Source organism: Rathayibacter sp. VKM Ac-2804, from assembly GCF_009866655.1.
In the GTDB taxonomy this organism is placed as follows: domain Bacteria; phylum Actinomycetota; class Actinomycetes; order Actinomycetales; family Microbacteriaceae; genus Rathayibacter.
Genome location: NZ_CP047420.1, coordinates 2,280,499 through 2,296,544, shown reverse-complemented (window position 1 = coordinate 2,296,544; position 16,046 = coordinate 2,280,499). Strand labels below are relative to the sequence as shown.

Genomic DNA, 16,046 nt, shown 5'->3' with positions numbered 1-16,046 from the left:
CCCTCGCTACCGATCGTCGCCCGCGGCGAGCGCCGTCTGCACGGTGCGGATGAACGCGCCGAGGGCTCCGGAGGCCAGCAGTCCGGGCCCGAGCGGGCCGGAGGGGTCCTCGCCGAGCCGCGGCAGTCGCGCCAGGGCCGTCCGCACCGGGGCGCTCATTCCCGCCAGCTGCCGGTCGATCTCGGCCGCGCCGCCGCGGCCCGGGTCGGCCAGCTCGGCCGCCTTCGCTGCGAACGCCGCGGCGCCGAGGGCGTGCGCGCCGAGGTGCGCGACTCCGGAGGCCTGTCCCGCCGACCAGGCCGCCGCCTTCGCCGCGGGCGACGCCGCCGACTGCGACGCCCGGCCCGCCTCGAACCGGCGCCGGATCTCCCCGGCCGCGCTCAGCTCGCCGCGGGCGAAGGCGCGTGCCCGCGCGATGCCGTCCCGTGCCCGGTCGTCGTCGGGGGCCTCCGCCTCGAACAGCGGGAGGACCTGCTCGGCGCAGTCGGCGGCCCAGGCGGCGACGAGCCGGCGGTCCTCCTCGGTCAGGGTCTGCGGAGAGGGCATGCCAGCACTCTGGCAGACGCCCGGCGGTCGCTCCGGGCGCGGATGCTCCTCCGCCTCTTGTCGTGCCGTGCGCTTCTGGGCAGTGTTGCCCGCATGAGCCTCTACCTCTCCTGCCCCGTCGCGAGCGTCGAGCGCGCCACCGCCTTCTACACAGCCCTCGGCTGGAGCCGGAACGAGGCGATGTCGAACGAGAACGTCGCCTGCTTCGCGATCGCGCCCGACCAGTACCTGATGCTCAGCAGCCGCGAGATGTACGCGAGCGTCGGCGGCACGGAGGAGCTGATCGGCGGCCCGGACACCCCGTCCACGATGACCGTCTCGTTCGACCTCGGCAGCCGCGAGGCCGTCGACGAGCTGACCGAGCGCGCCGGCGCCGCGGGCGGCCGCATCGGCGACACCGACGAGTACCCGTTCATGTACCAGCGCCAGTTCGACGACCCCGACGGCTACCACTACTCCCCGTTCTGGATGAATCCGGACGCCTGACGCCCGCACATCGGCGGCGGGCATAGTGGAGGCATGAGTGCTGCAGCCGACGCCCTCCTCAGCGGACCCCGGGGCAGGCGGCTCTGCCTCGAGTACGCGACGGCGGCGGATCCCGCGCTGCACACTGCGGCGTTCCTGCTCGCGCACGCCGGGGGCGGCCGCGGGGAGTCGGTCCTGCTGTACGCCTCCGAGGACGGCACGGACGCTCGCGATCTGCCGGTCCCCACTCTCGAGAGCCTCGCCGCGATGGTCGAGGCACTCCCGCCGACCCCCGCGGAGGACGACGCGGTCCGCGCCGCGCTCCGCAGGAGCGTCGACACCGCGTACTCCTGGCAGGAGCCCGACGCCGAGGACGTCCTCGCCGCGCTGCCGGAGATCCGGTCGGCACTGATCCCGGTCGCGGAGCACGTGCTGCTCTCCCCCGCCGCGGCCACGTGGACGAGCCCCGCCACCACGACTCAGTGGGCCGTCGACTGGCGCCCCGACACCGCCCGCCCGCTCCCCACCGGCGCCGCCGCGCTCCTCGACGAGTGGTCCGCGGCCCGCCGCGCCGACGAGGAGCAGTCCGCCCGGGAGCGCCCGAGCGATCCGCGCGCGAGCGTCTCGGGCTCGTGGTGGTCGCTCCCCCTCCGTCTGCTGCGCACCCGGTCCCGGATCGAGGACCTGCTCGAGCTCGTCGAGGACTCCGGCGGCCTCGACGCCGCGACCGTGACCCCGGTCACCGGCGCGGGCCGCACGCTGGAGATCGGCAGCGCCGAGGACTGGGCCCAGCTCTGCCGTGCCTACCCCGCCGAGGTGACCGCCTCCCGCCGGCACGACTGGCACCGGGTCACCGGCGGAGAGGGCCGCTGGCTCCTCCCGGACTGGCAGCGCGCCGCCGCCGACTGGGACGCCGTGCACCTCACGACGCTCGGCTACCTCTCGAGCGCGACGCGGCTGATCCCCGTCGACGACGAGTACGCCTCCGTGATCGCCGGCTGGGCCCCCGACAGCACCCTGTGGCTGACCGACGGCGCGCGCGAGTCGGACGCCCCGCGGCAGCAGTGGCGGCGGACGGACCGGGACCGCTGGGAGCGGACCGGCTGACTCCGGAGCCTCAGCCGAGCTGCGTCAGCGCCTCCCGGAGGCGGTCGAGGGCGGCCGTGGCCAGGGTCGCGAGCTCGCCGTCCCGGCCCTCGGACCACTCGGCGAACGACTCCTTGAAGGCGAGCACCCCGAGCTCCGCGGCCGCGTCCGCGACGGCCGGGGCGACGCCGCGCTCGCGGAGGGCGTCGGCCATCGCCGTGGCCATGCCGACCTTCTTCAGCAGGGCCCGCTGCTGCAGCTCGGCGCTGGTGGCGATGACCGCCTCCAGGCGCGGGCCGAGCTCGCGGTTGAACGGGGTCATCGCGGAGGAGGCCGCGACCAGCCCCGCCGCGATCGCCTGCATCGGCGTCGACTCCGGCGGCGCTTCGCGGACGCCCTGGGCGAGGAGCGCCGAGAGCGTCTCCTGACCGGCGGCGAGCACGTCGCGCTTGTCCGGGAAGTGCCGGAAGAAGGTGCTCCGCGTCAGCCCGGCGCGGTCGGCGATCTGCGCCACCGTGGTCTCGTCGTAGCCCTGCTCGGTGAAGAGGTGCAGGGCAGCGGAGACGAACCGCTCGCGGGCGTCGGGTTCCCAGCGTGGCATGGGGAGATCCTACCGTGACGCGACAGGAGTCGCATCGCGGGTCTATGGTGATGGGATATCGGTCCCATCACTCAGAAGGAGTCCTCCCATGCGCATCTTCCTCACCGGAGCATCGGGCGCCATCGGCCTCGCCGTCACCGAGGACCTCGTCGCCCACGGGCACGAGGTACTCGGCCTCGCTCGCTCGGACGCCGCCGCCGACCGGGTCTCCGCGGCGGGCGGCGATCCCGTCCGCGGCGAGCTCGGCGACCTCGACCTGCTGGCGGACCGCGCCCGTGCCACCGACGGCGCGATCCACCTGGCCTTCAGCAACGACTTCTCCGACCTCGAGCGGAGCATCGCCGAGGAGGGCGCGGCGATGGACGCGATCGGCGCCGCGCTCGTGGGCTCCGGCAAGCCGTTCTCGCTCGTCTCGGGCACCACCTTCTCCGCGGGCGCGGTCGCGACGGAGCAGGATCCGCTGACGACGACCGGCCCGGTCGGCGGCCGCGGCGTCAACGCCGCCCGCCTCCTCGACCTCGCGAGACGGGGCGTGCGCACGAGTGCCGTCCGCCTCCCCCGCTCGGTGCACGAGCGCGACGTCGCCTACGGCTTCGCCGGTCTCCTGATCCAGGCCGCGCAGAGCTCCGGAGTCTCCGCCTACGTCGGCGACGGCGGCCAGCGCTGGCCGGCGGTCCACCGCCGTGACGCCGCGAGCCTCTTCCGCCTGATGATCGAGCGGGGCGAGGCGGGCACCGCGGTCAACGCGGTCGCCGACGAGGGCGACACCATGCTCGCGATCGCCACGGTCATCGGCGAGCGCCTCGGTCTCCCGGTCGAGCAGGTGCCGACGGAGACGTTCGGCCCCCTCGGCGAGATCTTCGCGATGGATCAGCCCGCGTCCAGCGCCTGGACCCGCCGCACCTACGGCTGGCAGGCGACGCACCCGAGCCTCCTCGACGACCTCGCGACCGGCGACTACCCGTCGCGGAGCTGACCCGCGCCGTCCCGGACTCCGCGACAGCAGCGCGTCGCGGTCTGCGGCCGAGACTCCAGGCCCTACCGTGGGTGGTCGGTTCCGGGGAGGGCGTCGTGCGCAGCGCAGTGGTGGAGAACGGGGTCCGCGGGCGGACGCCGATGCGGGATCCGGACACGGCGTCGCGGACGGTGATGACGCGTCGCGCCTGGTGGCTGCTCGGGCTCGGGCTGCTGATCCCCGGATCCGCGCAGACCCTCGCGGGCTCGCGGCGGCTCGGCCGCGTCGGTCTCGCCGCGACGATGCTGCTCTGGGCGGTCGTGGTCGTGCTGCTGCTGGCGCTCCTCGTCGCCCCCTCGCTCGTCTTCTCGATCGCCGCCCTCGACGGGACGCTCGCCGTCGTGCAGGGCGTCCTGTTCGCCTGCGCCGCGCTCTGGCTCGTGCTCGCGCTCGACACGCTGCGGCTGACCAGGCTGGTGAAGGTCGGGCCGCGCGCCCGCGTCGCACTCGGGGCGGCGACGGTCCTCGCGCTGCTCGTCTCGGTCGGAGCGGCGGGTTACGGCGGCCACCTGGTCGGGGTCTCCCGCGGCCTGCTGTCGACGGTGTTCGGCGACGGGCGGGCGGCCGACCCGGTCGACGGCCGCTACAACGTCCTGCTGCTGGGCGGGGACGCGGGCGAGGACCGCGCGGGGCTGCGCCCGGACAGCATCTCCGTCGCCTCGATCGACACGTCGACAGGAGCGGCGACGGTCATCGGGCTGCCGCGGAACCTCCGGTGGACGCCCTTCCCCGAGGACTCGCCGATGCACGAGCTCTACCCCGACGGCTATCCGTGGAAGGACTGCGCGGTCGATCCCTGCATGCTCAACTCGATCAACACCGAGGTCGATCTGAAGAGCCCCGAGCTGTACCCGGACGCGGTCGCGCAGGGCAGCTCCCCCGGCATCGAGGCGACGCGCGACGCCGTCGAGGGCGCCCTCGGGCTCCGGATCCAGTACTACGCCCTCGTCGACATGCAGGGCTTCGCGAGCCTCATCGACGCGCTCGGCGGCATCGACGTCGACTACACCGGCGACGGCGACCTGCCCTTCGGCGGCGTCCTCGACGAGGACACCGGCGAGCTCGTCGGCGTGAACGCCTGGCTCACCCCCGGCGAGCACCACCTCGACGGCAGCAACGCCCTCGCCTACGCCCGCTCCCGCTACGGCTCGGCCGGCGGCGACTACGACCGGATGGTCCGCCAGCGCGAGGTGCAGGGCGCGATCCTCGCCCGCCTCTCTCCCGTGAACGTGCTGCTGAAGTTCCAGGACATCGCCGACGCTGGCGCGCGGGTCGTCCGCACGGACATCCCGCAGGGTGCGCTGGGCGGATTCCTGGAGCTCGCGCTCCGGACCCGCTCGCAGCCGGTCGGCTCGGTCGAGCTGACGCCTCCCGCGGTCGATCCGGAGGACCCGGACTACGACGCGATCCACGCGTCCGTCGCCGAGGCGCTCGCCGCGGCCGCAAGCCGCTGAGTCAGTCCGTCTGAACCCGCACGGTGTCGCCGTCGAGGGTGAACCGGAGGCCGGTGCCCTCGCCGAACTCGGCGACGAGCTCCTCCGGCATGCCGTTCCGCACGGTCGTCTGGGCGACGGCGGGGAAGGACCCGGCGCTGCAGCCGTTGACGACGAGGCCTCCGTCGTCCGACTCGGTCGGAACGGCGACGAGGCACTGATCGGGGCTCGTCGGCGGTCCGCCGCCCGAGCTGCGGAGCAGGATCAGCCCGTGGAAGTCCTCGGTGGCGACGACGTCCGCGAAGCCGCTCCCGGTCCAGCGGTCCGACGCGGACAGCGGCAGGACGGCCACGACGGGATCGGCGGAGCCGGTGACCCACACCGTGGCTGCGGACGCGACGACCGCCGTCGTCACGACGGACAGAGCCCAGAGGACGGTGACCCGCCTGCGAATCCGGCCGGCGACCGCGGGTGGCGGCGGTTCGGGGGACGGCGGTACAGGGGCCGAGGTCTCGGGCGCCTCTGCCGGCTCGCGGTGCGGCTCGTGAGGATCCGGGTGCGCCGGCCCCGGGACCGGACGCCCCTCCAGCAGCCGCAGCCGCGCCTGCTCGGGAGCCTCGAGCTCCGGGCCGGCCCCTCGCCCGTAGGCCCGCCTCCGCAGCTCCGCGAGCTCTCGCCGCTCCGACTCGTCCATCTGCTGCATCCTGTCAGCGCGCCCGTCCGGACGGAACACCCCGCCGCCGCAGCTCCGCGCCGGTCGCTGCGCCGGCAGGTCGCGCTGGCGTGAGACGGAGGAGCGCCCTCGGCTGCCTGAGCGCGTCCTCACTCGGATATCGTGGATCAGCGATGACAGTCGAGTGAGGGGACGCCATGACGCGGATGACGGCACTTCTCCGGAGGCTGTTCCGCCGTGAGCCGCTCGTGCTCCCCGAGGATCCGTTCGGTGAGCCCGGCGGTCCTGTCGCCCGGACGCAGACCCCGGACTCCGTCGCCCTCATGCAGCTCCCTGTGAACACGATGCGGACCGGCTGACCGGCCGGCATCGGTCCCGTGGTCGTCTCGTTCGAGGTCGTCACCCGCTCGTCGCTGCCCGTCGCCGAGCTGTTCGATCGCGCGCGGAGCATCGACCTGCACACCGAGTCGCAGGCGGCGTCGGGGGAGCGCGCCGTCGGCGGGGTGGTCAGCGGCACCATCGGCCTCGGCGAGGAGGTGACCTGGCGGGCCCGCCACTTCGGCGTCCCCCTCCGGCTGACCAGCCGGATCACCGCCTTCGACGCGCCGCACTCCTTCACGGACGAGCAGACCCGCGGTCCGTTCCGCAGCTTCCGGCACGAGCACCGATTCGAGGCGGACGGCGGCGGCGGCTCAGTGATGACCGACAGGGTCTCCTTCCGGGCCCCGTTCGGCGTCCTCGGCCGGATCGCGGAGCGACTCGTCCTCGCGCGCTACCTGCGCCGGCTGATCGAGGAGCGCGGCGCGTTCCTCGCGGGCGCAGAACGTCAGGAGTGACCGGCTCACGACGCGATACTCCAGCCGGTGAAGTATTGTTCCCGTCATGCCCGACGAGATGCGAGAGACGACCTTCTGGCTCCTGACCGCGCTCGCGCTCGGGCGCCGACACGGGTACGCGCTGCTGCAGGAGATCGAGGAGCAGTCGGAGGGCCGCGTCCGCCTGCGGGTCACAACCCTGTACGCGGCGCTCGAGCGTCTGGAGTCGGAGCGCCTCATCTCCCCCGACGGCGACGAGCGGATCAACGGCCGCGTGCGGCGCTACTTCCGGCTGACCGACACCGGCCGATCCGCCCTGGGCGCGGAGGTCGCCCGGATGGAGGCGAGCGCCGCCCGAGCGCGGCTCAACCTCGGGCTCTCGCCGGCCGCCGCGCTCTGACCCGACCACCCTTCGAAGGAGAACGGCATGACGACGAACGAGGACGCGAGGCGCACAGACCGGTTCCGCCGAGCGCTGCGCTGGTACCCGGCCGCCTGGCGGAGCGAGCACGGCGAGGTGCTGCTCGGGATCCTGCTGGACGAGGCCGACGACCGGGGGCGCCGCTCCCCCGGCATCGGGCAGCGGATCACCCTCGCGGTCGGGGGTCTGCGCCATCGCCTCCGAGCGACGGCCGGGCGGTCACCGTCGACGGTCATCCCCCTCGCCCTCGCCACGGCGTTCTTCGTCTTCTCCACCGTCGTGAACCGGTCCCCCGGCATCAGCTATCCGGGTGCGATCGGGCCGTTCACCAATCCCTCCTTCGTCGCCGGAGCGCTCTTCGCGATCGCCCTCTGCCTGGCCCTCGCCGGCCGGACCGGCGCCGCGCGGATCACCGCGCTGCTCGCCGCCACCACCGAGCTGAGCATCGCGCTCGTCGCGGCGTCGGCCGGCTGGCTCGGTCCCGGCCTCTCGACGGCCGGGCCGGTGGCCGCGCTCGGCGTCCTCGCGGTCGTGCCGTGGCGCGGCCGAGTGTCGGCGGCGATGTCGGTCGTCCTGCTGGTCGGGCTGTCGGCGCTGCTGATCCTCATCGACGCCCTCGGCGCGACGGTTCTCACGGACGTCCCGGCCGCCAGGGCCGTCCTGCCGCTGCCCGTCATCGCCGCCGTGCTGGTCGCGCTCGCTCTGGCCGCACGCCGAGCGACGCGCCTCGAGCGGAGGCTCCCCGGCGGGCCCACCGCCTGACGGGCGCGCGAGGTGTTCCTGGACGTCGAGGCGGCCCGTCGCGCCATGACGTCTCGAAGGTTCGGGGACGCCTCGTCGTGGGCGACGCCCGCACGACCGGCGCGGTGCGCGAGACGGAGGACGAGCCGGTCGCACTCGCTCCTGCGGCCCCGCGCCGACTGTCCGGCTCCGCCACAGGAGGCGGTTCGGCGGTCTCTCCTCGGAACGTGGCTGGGGCCGTGCGGGTGTCGGTGGTCTGCGTTCGAATACGCGTCGGCCGTTCATGCTGATCGAGTAGCCCGCGCAGCGGCCGTTCATGCTGATCGAGTAGCCCGCGCAGCGGGCGTATCGAGATCCACCCCGCCCTGAGCCGGATCCCGGCCCGCGCTGCGCGCTGCAGGGCGGACCTGTGAGCGGCTGCGGCGACCGGATCTCGAAGCAGAACGGCAGGAGCGTGTCCCTCCACGCGGGCCGACCGCGACGACCAGCAGGGGTGCCCCGGCAGGGTGTTCCCTCCGTCCGCAGCGCGCTCGTAGCCTGAGCCCACCCGACGAGAGGACGACGACGTGAACCCGGACCTGGACGCGAACCCGGACCTGGACGACCTGCTCGCCGCGCTCGACGCGCAGCAGACCATCGAGGGCGGCTCCCCGCTGCACGCGGCGATGCACGCCGCCAGCCAGGAGGCGTTGCGCATCACCGCCGAGCTCAACAGCGGCTACCACCGGCCCGAGCGCGTGCGCGAGCTGCTCGCGGAGCTGACCGGCCGGCCGATCGACGAGTCGGTGACGCTCTTCCCGCCGCTCCGCGCCGACTTCGGCCGTAACATCCGGCTGGGTGCGCGCGTCTTCCTCAATTCGGGCTGCGCCTTCCAGGACCAGGGCGGCGTCACGATCGGCGACGACTGCCTCATCGGGCACGACGTCGTCTTCGCGACGCTGAACCACGACCTCGGTCCCGGCCGCCGGGGCGACCTGCACCCTGCGCGGATCGTCGTCGGCGCCAACGTCTGGATCGGCGCCAAGGCGACCCTGCTCCCCGGCGTCACGGTCGGCGACGACGCGGTGATCGCCGCCGCGGCGGTCGTCACGAAGGACGTCCCGGCGGGTGCCGTCGTCGTCGGTGCCCCCGCCCGCGTGGTGCGGAACGTGCGCGAGCACCCCGCTGCCGGAACAGGCGGCTGACGCGGCGGCTCAGGCGGGCCTGCTCACCGGGCGCGAGTGCGGGTCGTGCGCGGTCCTGCGGTGACGGCGTCCGCATCCGACACGATCTCCTCCGCGACCGCGTCGACGGACCTGTCGTCGGCGAGGGCGTGCGCGCGCAGCAGCAGGAGCGCGTCCCGGGGCGAGGTGCGGTAGCGCGTGGCGAGGATGTCCGACGCGCGGCGCAGGCTCTCCGGCGCTCGCGCCTCCCCGAGGTCGTCGCGCCCGCTCGCGGGCACCACGGCGCTCAGGACCCCGAGCGACGTCCGCGCCGTCCTGGCGGCGAGCTCCTCGACCAGCCCCTCGCCGAGCGGGCCGGCCGTGCGGGAGTAGAGGTCGACGGCGCCCACGGGCAGCCCGGCGACGACGAGGGGGAAGGCGAACACGGCGCGGATGTCGATGGCGCCGACGGCCTCGCTGAAGACGGGCCAGCGGTCCTCGGAGCCGGCGTCGACCATCGCGACCGGGGCGGCGGCGGCGATCGCGTCCCAGCACGGCCCCTGCCGGAGCTCGAGCTGGATCTCGTCCAGGCGCAGCGCGAGGGGATCGCTGGCGGCGACGGTCGCGGCGCCGAAAGGACTGCCGATGGTCGAGATCGCCACCCCGTCGATCGGGCCGCACCGCAGGTACGGCTCGCAGAGCGCCGCGCCGTCCACGGCCGGTGGGCGGAGGCGCCGCAGCTGCTGCCCGACGTGCCGGGCGAGGCCGGGATGGATCCCGCCGGACGGGGAGAGCACGGCGAGCAGTTCGTCGATGACGGCGTCCGCGGGATCGCTCACGGTCGCACCCTTCCTGCCGAGGACCCGGGACGGACCCCTCACGCAGGGTCCGGGCGCGAGGAACGATCGGGAGAAACGTTAGAAGTGGCCGCGAATCGTGTCGAGGACATTGACAGGATCGTGTTTTCGACTGTGCCCCGTGCGCCGGATCCGTGCGCCGTCGATCACTCGGACGGAACGGCGCAGGTCTCCTCGGCGGCGGTCTGCCCGGCGGCGTCGAGGGGGTCAGCAGCCGGGGCAGGCGCAGCCGGGGCAGGCCCAGCGGTGACAGGCGCAGCGGTGCCCGGATCGGCCGGCGCCTCGGCGGGCGGAGCGGGCTGCTCCTCCGCGGGAGTCGACGCGAGCGTCACCGGCTCGTCGTTCAGCACGCGGGCCATCAGCTCGCCGCCGAGGACCGCGTTGGGGACGACCTTGCCGGGCCGGTCCGGGTCGTCGAGTGCCGGGTACTGCACGAACACCATCTGCGCGAGATCGACGTCCTCGAGGGCCAGCGCGAGCGAGATCATCGTCGACGGGTTCGTCAGCGTGGTCGAGAGGTGGACGTTCGAGGACACGGCCTGCGCGAGTCCGTAGAGCTCCGGGACGTTCGAGAGCGTGTCGGCCGAGCGGACCGTGCGCATCAGCGAGGCCAGATACTGCTGCTGCGAGGAGATCCGGCTGAGATCGCTCTCGTCGCCGACGCCGTGCCGGGTCCGCAGGAAGGCGAGCGCGGTCGCACCCGAGACGGTGCTCGTGCCCGCGGGCAGGTCGAGCCCGGAGTCGGTGTCGCGGATCGGCCCGGTGAGGCAGATCGGCACTCCCCCGACGGCGTTGCTCATCTCGATCACGCCGTTGAAGGAGACCCAGCCGGCGTAGGGCACGGTCAGGCCGGTGAACTGCTGCACCGTGTCGTTGACGCAGGAGAGCCCGCCGTGCTCGAAGGCGGAGTTGAGCGGCACGTCGGCGGTCGCCTCCGTGACCTCGCCCGTCTCCGGATCGGTGCAGGCCGGGCGGTCGAGCACGAGGTCGCGCGGGAAGCTGATCACCGTCGCGCTGCGGTGGTCGGCGGAGACGTGCAGCAGGATCGTGACGTCGTTGAGCGTGGCGTCGCGGACCCCGAAGGCGTCGCCCTGCACCGCGTCGTTGTCGGTGCCGACGATGAGGACATCGAACCCGCCCTCGATCGCGCCGAGCTGCACCGCCTGCGGCTCCGAGGAGGGGGCGACGCCGAGCTCGACCGCGTTGCCCGCGACGTTGCTCGTGATGCTGGCCGTGGCGATAGCGACCAGGCAGGTTCCGCTCACCGCGAGGACCGCGACGGTCGCCGCCACGCCGAGCAGCAGACTCCGGAGGCCGGAGCGCGGCCTCAGCCGTCCGTGCCGCGCACCGCCCGTCGTCGTCATCCGTCCCTGCCACCCCCGCAGCTCGTGCAGCCGTCCGCGCGGCGGAAGAGCCGCGGTCGCCCGGTCAGTGTACGGATCCGCCTGACACGGGTGGCTGACGGCGGCGGGTGACGCGCGCCGCGCCCGGTACGCTCGTCAGCGGATCCTGAGGGAGGCGACCGGTGCTGGAGACGATCCTGGAGGCTCTCTCCCTCATCACGCTCCCGCTGGGGCTGCTCTTCCTGTTCGCGGCGTTCGTAGGGCTGCTGATCGACGGGCGGTGGTCGACGACGACCGCCTACCTCGAGGACGGGCCGCCTCGCGCGCTGCACTGGGTCACCCGCGCCGGCGAGGTCCGGTCGAGGCCGCTCACCGCCGACGATCCGCTGACGCCGGTCGGCTCGGACCAGCGCGAGGTCTACTACCGCGAGGAGGACCCGGAGCGGATCCGGCTGCACCGCCGCGCCGATCCGGTGCGAGCGCTGCGGCTGACCGGTCTGATCCTGGTCGGCACCGGCGTCGTCTGCGGGATCGTCTCGACGGCACTGGCGATCCTCGGGAGCTGAAGCAGCGCCGCGTCCCGGGGCTCAGGCGGGCGCTCAGGCCTCCGGGCGCCGCTCGTCGTCGATGGCGCGACGGTGCGCCTCGTCCTCGCGGTCGAGGGCGGCAGCGCTCGACGGGGTGATGACGCCGGCCCGCCGCAGCGCGCTCGTCACAGCGGCGCGCACGACGAAGAAGACCGCGACGAGGACGAGCGCGAACCAGAACAGGTTGATCAGGAGTCCGGTGAGCAGGGTGCCGATGCTGGGTTCCATGCTCTCCACGGTAGCCGGGCGACTCGCCGGCGGCTCAGCGCCAGTGCGCGAGCGTCGCCTCCATCAGCAGCCGCGCGCGGGAGAGCTGCCCGCGGACGACCGTCGCGCTGACGCCGAGCTCCGCGGCGATGTCGTCGTAGCTGCGCTGCTGCAGCTGGCGGAGCTCCCAGCAGCGGCGCTGGAGCTCGGGCATCCGGCCGAGCACGTCCCGGGCCTCGGCGACGAGGGCGGCGCGCTCGGAGACCGCGGTCGGGCAGTGGTCGAGCGACTCGGGCAGGTCCTGCTCCAGCTCGGCGTGGTTCTGGTGATCGGTCGAGCGGAGCCGGTCGTAGCAGCGGCGGCGCACGGTGGTGAGCAGCCAGCCGACGATGGTCTCGCCGTCGATCACGCTGTCCATGTGCGTCCACGCGGCGAGGAACGTCTCCTGCACCACGTCGTCGACCTCGCTCGAGGCGCGCAGGATCCGCAGCGCGGTCGCGCGCAGCAGCGAGGTGTGCCGACGGACGATCTCGGCGTAGGCGCGGTCGTCGCCCGAGGCGGAGCGGATGACGAGCAGCCGGTCCGAATCCGGCGGGAGCAGCGGCAGGGCCGGGGCGGCGACGGTGGGTGAGCGGGGGGCGAGGACGGTGGCGAGCATGCGGGCTCCGGTCGTGAGGTCGATGTGTATGCATCATTCGGAGCAGGCCGGGGAGCGGATGGCGGAGGAGGCCGCCCTGGCGGGACGTGACGGCCCCGGCGTCGCGTCGAGGCCGATCCTGTGGGCCTGCGCAGGCCCCGCCGATCGAGCGCACCGCGGGCGTCCGGGACGAGGTGGTCCCGCGGTGACGGTGGTCTTCTCTACGCTCGGGTGGTGCGCCCTCCTCGTCTCCACCAGCAGCGTCCCCGCCGGCCGCGGCTCCTCCGGCAGCTCGCCGGCACGCTGAGCGGGCAGCGTCCTGCCGCCCCGGTCAGCCGGCGCTCGCAGCGCGCCGTCCTCGCCGAGCAGACCGTGCGCGGCGTGCTCGAGCTGGCGGTGCGGCTCGGCGAGACCCTGCTCTCGCTGGGGTCCGCCGCAGCGGAGGTCACCGAGACCATCGAGCGGGTCTGCCGTGCCTACGGCATCGAGGTGCAGGTCGACCTCACCTTCACCTCGATCCTGGTCGTGCACGACGGGAGCGAGGACTCGCCCAGCGTGAGCGTGCTGCGCGTCGTGGCCTCCCGCAGCGCCGACTACGAGCGGCTCGCCCGGGTGACGGCACTGGTCACCGCGATCACCGACGGGTCCCCCGAGGTGCGGGTCGCCGACACCGTCGACTCGACCGCCGCGCGCGACGAGGCCCGGCAGCAGTTCGAGGCGGCGCACGAGCGGCTCGACGCGATCCTCGTCCAGCCGCACCGCTACCGGCGCAGCGTCGTCACGCTCACCCTCGCGGTGATGGCCGCGGGCGTCGCGATCCTGCTCGGCGGCGGACCGCTCATCGTGCTCCTCGCCGCGCTCACGACCGCCGCGATCGACGGCGTCAACCAGCTGCTCGGCCGCTGGGGGCTGCCCGCCTTCTTCCAGCAGATCGCCGGGGCCGCGCTCGCGACGGGCGTGGCGGTGCTGCTGCTCGCAGTGGTGCCGCAGCTGCCGGTCGAGTTCGCGGTGCTCCCGCCCGCGCTCGTGGTCGCCTCCGGCGTCGTCGTGCTGCTCGCCGGGCTCTCCTTCGTGGGAGCGGCGGACGACGCGATCAACGGCTTCCCGATCACGGCAGGCGGCCGGCTGCTCGAGGTAGGGCTGCTGACCCTCGGCATCGTCGTCGGCATCGCCGCCGTGCTCGACGGCGCGCGCACGCTCGGCGTCGAGCTGGTGCTGGTCGACTCCTACGCCCGGCCGTGGCCGGCCGGTGTGCAGGTCCTCGGCGCAGGCATCGCCGCGGGAGCCTGGGCGCTCTCGTCGCACACTCCTCCGCGGCCGGCGCTCGTCGCCGCGCTGACCGGCGCGGGAGCGTGGGTCGCCTCCGACGCGCTGAGCGGGCTGGGCGCCGCGCCGCTGCTGGCCAGCGCCGTGCCCGCGATCGTGATCGGCCTGCTCGGCGAGACCCTGGCCGAGCGCTGGCGCGTGCCCGCCGTGGTGACCACCGCCTGCGGCATCGTGCCGCTGCTCCCGGGCCTCACCCTCTACCGCGGCGTGCTCGACCTCACCTCCGGCCGCGGCCCCGAGGGCGGGATCGAGCTGCTGCTCCAGGCGGGCATGATCGCGATCGGCCTCGCGGGCGGCGTCACCCTCGGCCGCATCGCCTACCGGCGGCTGCGCACTCCGGTCGTCCGCGCCGTGGCGCCGGTGCGCGCGCGCCGCTCCCCGAGTCCGGAGCAGGCGCCGACCGCGGAGGAGCCGCTCGCGCGCACGGGCACGATGCCGATCATCAGCACGATCGGCGTGACCGAGCCGACGGAGGACGACCTCGCCGGCGGGGCTGCGCCGGCGAAGGACTGACGCCCGGCCTCACTTGCTCGCGATGCGGCCGATCGCTCCCTCCTCGAGGAAAGCCGTCCGCGCCGCCGCCCAGCTGCCCGCGTCGACGCCGAGAGCGGTGCGGAGGTACGCCGTGGTCAGCCGCTGGATCGCGGCCAGGCGCGCGGGATCCGCGTCCGTCGTCTCGGCGACCTCCTCGCCGACGATGCCGCCGAGCGAGTGCTCGCCGCCGTGCAGGGTCAGCAGATCGGTCGCGCCGGGGCTCTGCGCGTAGGCGTCGGTGAACCAGCCCGGCCCGCGCCGGGAGAGCCTCGACTGATCGCGGTCTCCCGCGACGACGAGGGTCGGCGTGCTCAGCTGCGCGAAGGAGGGGCGGAGGAAGGGGAAGGCCGCCTGCGCGAACGGCTCGAGGTCGTCGCCGGCGACGCCCGTCGCGGCGAGCAGGACGCCGGCGCGCACCCGGCCGTCGGAGCGGTCCGGGCTGAGGGAGTCGCCCTCCTCGACGATCCGGGCGCCGAGCAGCGTCTGCGCCGTCTGCGCGCCCCAGGAGTGCCCGGCGACGGCGACGCGGCTGCGGTCGACCCGCCCGGCGAGACCGGGCAGGGCGGCCTCGAGGACCTCGAGCCGGTCGAGCACGTGGGTGAGATCGGCGATCCGCTGCTCCCAGATCGTCGGGAAGACGGGGTGGTCGAAGCCGAAGCCGTTCCGCCGCGAGTCCAGGTGCGTCGGCTGGATCACGACGAAGCCGCGCGAGGCCCAGAACGCGGTGAGCGGCGCGTAGCCGTCGTGGTTCCAGCCGTTGCCGTGCGAGAAGAGCACGACGGGGAGGTCCGTGCCGGTCGCCGGAGCGGAGATCCGCACGGTGAGCGGGACGGGGCGGCCCGGAGCGTCGAGCTCGACAGGGGCGACCGAGACGACGGGGAGTGCCTCGGGGAGGATGGTGGGGAGGGTGCTGGTCATGCTGGTGCCTTCCGGTCCGCGCTCTGCGATACTGCTTATCGGAGCGACGTTCCGCAACGATACGGAGCGGCGTTCCGTTAAGCAAGTGGTGCGCACGAAGCAAGGAGCAGCAGTGACGGAACAGAACGCCACCGGCCCGGCGGTCCCCCGCGTGGGCCGCCCCCGGCGCGACTCCCAGGCCCTGCTCGACGCGGCCGCGGCGGTCTTCGTCGAGTTCGGCGTCGACGCTCCCGTTCGCGAGATCGCGACGCGCGCCGGCGTGGGGACGGGCACGATCTACCGGCACTTCCCCACCCGCGCGGATCTCGTGATCGCCGTCTACCGGCACCAGGTCGAGGCCTGCGCTGAAGCCGGGCCGCGACTCCTCGCCGAGAGCGACTCGCCCGAGGCGGCGCTCCGGGAGTGGCTGGCGCTGTTCGTCGACTTCCTGGTCACCAAGCACGGGCTGCCGGACGCGCTGCAGGGCGACGGCGCAGGCTCGGACGCCCTGCACGCGTTCTTCACCGACCGGCTGGTGCCGGTCTGCGCGACGCTGCTCGAGGCGGCGCTCTCGCCGGACGCGCCACCCGTCGAGGCGTACGGCCTGCTTCGCGGCATCGGCAACCTCTGCATCGGCGGCGCGGGCGACCCGCGCTACGACACGGACGCCCTCGTGCAGCTGCTCGTCACCGGTGTCCTGGCGCGCGGCGGCTCCTGAGG

19 protein-coding genes are annotated in these 16,046 nt (G+C 74.3%); 11 read left to right on the top strand and 8 right to left on the bottom strand.

Features of this window, described 5'->3' with window-relative positions; genetic code table 11:
* Window positions 1-6: 6 nt before the first annotated feature.
* Window positions 7-546: a putative immunity protein gene (locus tag GTU73_RS10840; RefSeq protein WP_160089361.1), complete on the bottom strand. Its 540-nt coding sequence runs from the start codon at window positions 544-546 to the stop codon at window positions 7-9.
* 93 nt (window positions 547-639) lie between these two features.
* Here GTU73_RS10840 and GTU73_RS10835 point away from each other — a divergent pair, with 93 nt between their 5' ends.
* Together GTU73_RS10835 and GTU73_RS10830 are read left to right on the top strand one after the other, a co-directional pair.
* Window positions 640-1,032, top strand: a complete 393-nt coding sequence (locus GTU73_RS10835) for a VOC family protein (RefSeq protein WP_160089359.1) — start codon at window positions 640-642, stop codon at window positions 1,030-1,032.
* Window positions 1,033-1,065: 33 nt separating this feature from the next.
* Window positions 1,066-2,118 carry a hypothetical protein gene (locus tag GTU73_RS10830; protein WP_160089357.1) on the top strand — a complete coding sequence of 351 codons (1,053 nt, stop codon included), beginning with the start codon at window positions 1,066-1,068 and terminating at the stop codon, window positions 2,116-2,118.
* Window positions 2,119-2,128: 10 nt separating this feature from the next.
* On the opposite strand, the gene GTU73_RS10825 is transcribed toward GTU73_RS10830, so the two are convergent.
* Window positions 2,129-2,698: a TetR/AcrR family transcriptional regulator gene (locus GTU73_RS10825; RefSeq protein WP_160089355.1), complete on the bottom strand. Its 570-nt coding sequence runs from the start codon at window positions 2,696-2,698 to the stop codon at window positions 2,129-2,131.
* A gap of 88 nt (window positions 2,699-2,786) precedes the next feature.
* On the opposite strand from GTU73_RS10825, the gene GTU73_RS10820 reads away from it, so the two are divergent.
* Together GTU73_RS10820 and GTU73_RS10815 are read left to right on the top strand one after the other, a co-directional pair.
* On the top strand, window positions 2,787-3,674 hold the full coding sequence (locus GTU73_RS10820; RefSeq protein WP_160089353.1) for an SDR family oxidoreductase: 888 nt from the start codon (window positions 2,787-2,789) through the stop codon (window positions 3,672-3,674).
* Between the two features lie 95 nt (window positions 3,675-3,769).
* Window positions 3,770-5,167: an LCP family protein gene (locus GTU73_RS10815; RefSeq protein WP_244231604.1), complete on the top strand. Its 1,398-nt coding sequence runs from the start codon at window positions 3,770-3,772 to the stop codon at window positions 5,165-5,167.
* 1 nt (window position 5,168) lies between these two features.
* Here the strand turns inward: GTU73_RS10815 and GTU73_RS10810 are convergent, their stop codons facing one another.
* On the bottom strand, window positions 5,169-5,561 hold the full coding sequence (locus GTU73_RS10810; protein WP_160089351.1) for a hypothetical protein: 393 nt from the start codon (window positions 5,559-5,561) through the stop codon (window positions 5,169-5,171).
* A 635-nt stretch (window positions 5,562-6,196) separates the two neighbouring features.
* On the opposite strand from GTU73_RS10810, the gene GTU73_RS10805 reads away from it, so the two are divergent.
* The 4 genes from GTU73_RS10805 to GTU73_RS10790 all read left to right on the top strand — a co-directional run bounded on the left by GTU73_RS10805 (window position 6,197) and on the right by GTU73_RS10790 (window position 8,980).
* Window positions 6,197-6,655, top strand: a complete 459-nt coding sequence (locus GTU73_RS10805) for an SRPBCC family protein (RefSeq protein WP_160089349.1) — start codon at window positions 6,197-6,199, stop codon at window positions 6,653-6,655.
* A 46-nt stretch (window positions 6,656-6,701) separates the two neighbouring features.
* Window positions 6,702-7,034 carry a PadR family transcriptional regulator gene (locus GTU73_RS10800; RefSeq protein ID WP_160089347.1) on the top strand — a complete coding sequence of 111 codons (333 nt, stop codon included), beginning with the start codon at window positions 6,702-6,704 and terminating at the stop codon, window positions 7,032-7,034.
* A gap of 27 nt (window positions 7,035-7,061) precedes the next feature.
* Window positions 7,062-7,817, top strand: coding sequence for a hypothetical protein (locus GTU73_RS10795; protein WP_160089345.1), 756 nt, complete (start codon window positions 7,062-7,064; stop codon window positions 7,815-7,817).
* Window positions 7,818-8,362: 545 nt separating this feature from the next.
* On the top strand, window positions 8,363-8,980 hold the full coding sequence (locus GTU73_RS10790; protein ID WP_244231603.1) for a DapH/DapD/GlmU-related protein: 618 nt from the start codon (window positions 8,363-8,365) through the stop codon (window positions 8,978-8,980).
* Window positions 8,981-9,003: 23 nt separating this feature from the next.
* Here GTU73_RS10790 and GTU73_RS10785 read toward each other — a convergent pair whose 3' ends face one another.
* Together GTU73_RS10785 and GTU73_RS10780 are read right to left on the bottom strand one after the other, a co-directional pair.
* A complete protein-coding gene (locus tag GTU73_RS10785) occupies window positions 9,004-9,777 on the bottom strand; it encodes a transcriptional regulator (RefSeq protein WP_160089343.1) in 774 nt (257 codons plus the stop codon).
* 164 nt (window positions 9,778-9,941) lie between these two features.
* Complete coding sequence (locus GTU73_RS10780) at window positions 9,942-11,159, bottom strand: LCP family protein (RefSeq protein WP_160089341.1); 1,218 nt, start codon at window positions 11,157-11,159, stop codon at window positions 9,942-9,944.
* Window positions 11,160-11,320: 161 nt separating this feature from the next.
* Here GTU73_RS10780 and GTU73_RS10775 point away from each other — a divergent pair, with 161 nt between their 5' ends.
* Window positions 11,321-11,704 (top strand): hypothetical protein, encoded by a 384-nt coding sequence (locus tag GTU73_RS10775; protein ID WP_160089339.1) that lies wholly within the window; start codon window positions 11,321-11,323, stop codon window positions 11,702-11,704.
* 33 nt (window positions 11,705-11,737) lie between these two features.
* Here GTU73_RS10775 and GTU73_RS10770 read toward each other — a convergent pair whose 3' ends face one another.
* Window positions 11,738-11,953 (bottom strand): hypothetical protein, encoded by a 216-nt coding sequence (locus GTU73_RS10770; protein WP_160089337.1) that lies wholly within the window; start codon window positions 11,951-11,953, stop codon window positions 11,738-11,740.
* A gap of 34 nt (window positions 11,954-11,987) precedes the next feature.
* Window positions 11,988-12,590 carry an RNA polymerase sigma factor gene (locus GTU73_RS10765; RefSeq protein WP_160089335.1) on the bottom strand — a complete coding sequence of 201 codons (603 nt, stop codon included), beginning with the start codon at window positions 12,588-12,590 and terminating at the stop codon, window positions 11,988-11,990.
* A gap of 213 nt (window positions 12,591-12,803) precedes the next feature.
* Here GTU73_RS10765 and GTU73_RS10760 point away from each other — a divergent pair, with 213 nt between their 5' ends.
* Complete coding sequence (locus GTU73_RS10760) at window positions 12,804-14,408, top strand: threonine/serine exporter family protein (protein ID WP_160089333.1); 1,605 nt, start codon at window positions 12,804-12,806, stop codon at window positions 14,406-14,408.
* A 9-nt stretch (window positions 14,409-14,417) separates the two neighbouring features.
* Here GTU73_RS10760 and GTU73_RS10755 read toward each other — a convergent pair whose 3' ends face one another.
* On the bottom strand, window positions 14,418-15,347 hold the full coding sequence (locus GTU73_RS10755; protein WP_160089331.1) for an alpha/beta fold hydrolase: 930 nt from the start codon (window positions 15,345-15,347) through the stop codon (window positions 14,418-14,420).
* 112 nt (window positions 15,348-15,459) lie between these two features.
* Between GTU73_RS10755 and GTU73_RS10750 the strand changes: the two genes are divergently transcribed.
* On the top strand, window positions 15,460-16,044 hold the full coding sequence (locus GTU73_RS10750; RefSeq protein ID WP_244231602.1) for a TetR/AcrR family transcriptional regulator: 585 nt from the start codon (window positions 15,460-15,462) through the stop codon (window positions 16,042-16,044).
* The last annotated feature ends 2 nt before the right edge of the window (window positions 16,045-16,046 follow it).

Excerpts from the sequence above, each read along its gene's own strand:
- GTU73_RS10840 (WP_160089361.1), bottom strand. The coding sequence starts at position 546 with ATGCCCTCTCCGCAGACCCTGACCGAGGAGGACCGCCGGCTCGTCGCC.
- GTU73_RS10835 (WP_160089359.1), top strand. The coding sequence starts at position 640 with ATGAGCCTCTACCTCTCCTGCCCCGTCGCGAGCGTCGAGCGCGCCACC.
- GTU73_RS10830 (WP_160089357.1), top strand. The coding sequence starts at position 1,066 with ATGAGTGCTGCAGCCGACGCCCTCCTCAGCGGACCCCGGGGCAGGCGG.
- GTU73_RS10825 (WP_160089355.1), bottom strand. The coding sequence starts at position 2,698 with ATGCCACGCTGGGAACCCGACGCCCGCGAGCGGTTCGTCTCCGCTGCC.
- GTU73_RS10820 (WP_160089353.1), top strand. The coding sequence starts at position 2,787 with ATGCGCATCTTCCTCACCGGAGCATCGGGCGCCATCGGCCTCGCCGTC.
- GTU73_RS10800 (WP_160089347.1), top strand. The coding sequence starts at position 6,702 with ATGCCCGACGAGATGCGAGAGACGACCTTCTGGCTCCTGACCGCGCTC.
- GTU73_RS10795 (WP_160089345.1), top strand. The coding sequence starts at position 7,062 with ATGACGACGAACGAGGACGCGAGGCGCACAGACCGGTTCCGCCGAGCG.
- GTU73_RS10780 (WP_160089341.1), bottom strand. The coding sequence starts at position 11,159 with ATGACGACGACGGGCGGTGCGCGGCACGGACGGCTGAGGCCGCGCTCC.
- GTU73_RS10770 (WP_160089337.1), bottom strand. The coding sequence starts at position 11,953 with ATGGAACCCAGCATCGGCACCCTGCTCACCGGACTCCTGATCAACCTG.
- GTU73_RS10765 (WP_160089335.1), bottom strand. The coding sequence starts at position 12,590 with ATGCTCGCCACCGTCCTCGCCCCCCGCTCACCCACCGTCGCCGCCCCG.
- GTU73_RS10755 (WP_160089331.1), bottom strand. The coding sequence starts at position 15,347 with ATGACCAGCACCCTCCCCACCATCCTCCCCGAGGCACTCCCCGTCGTC.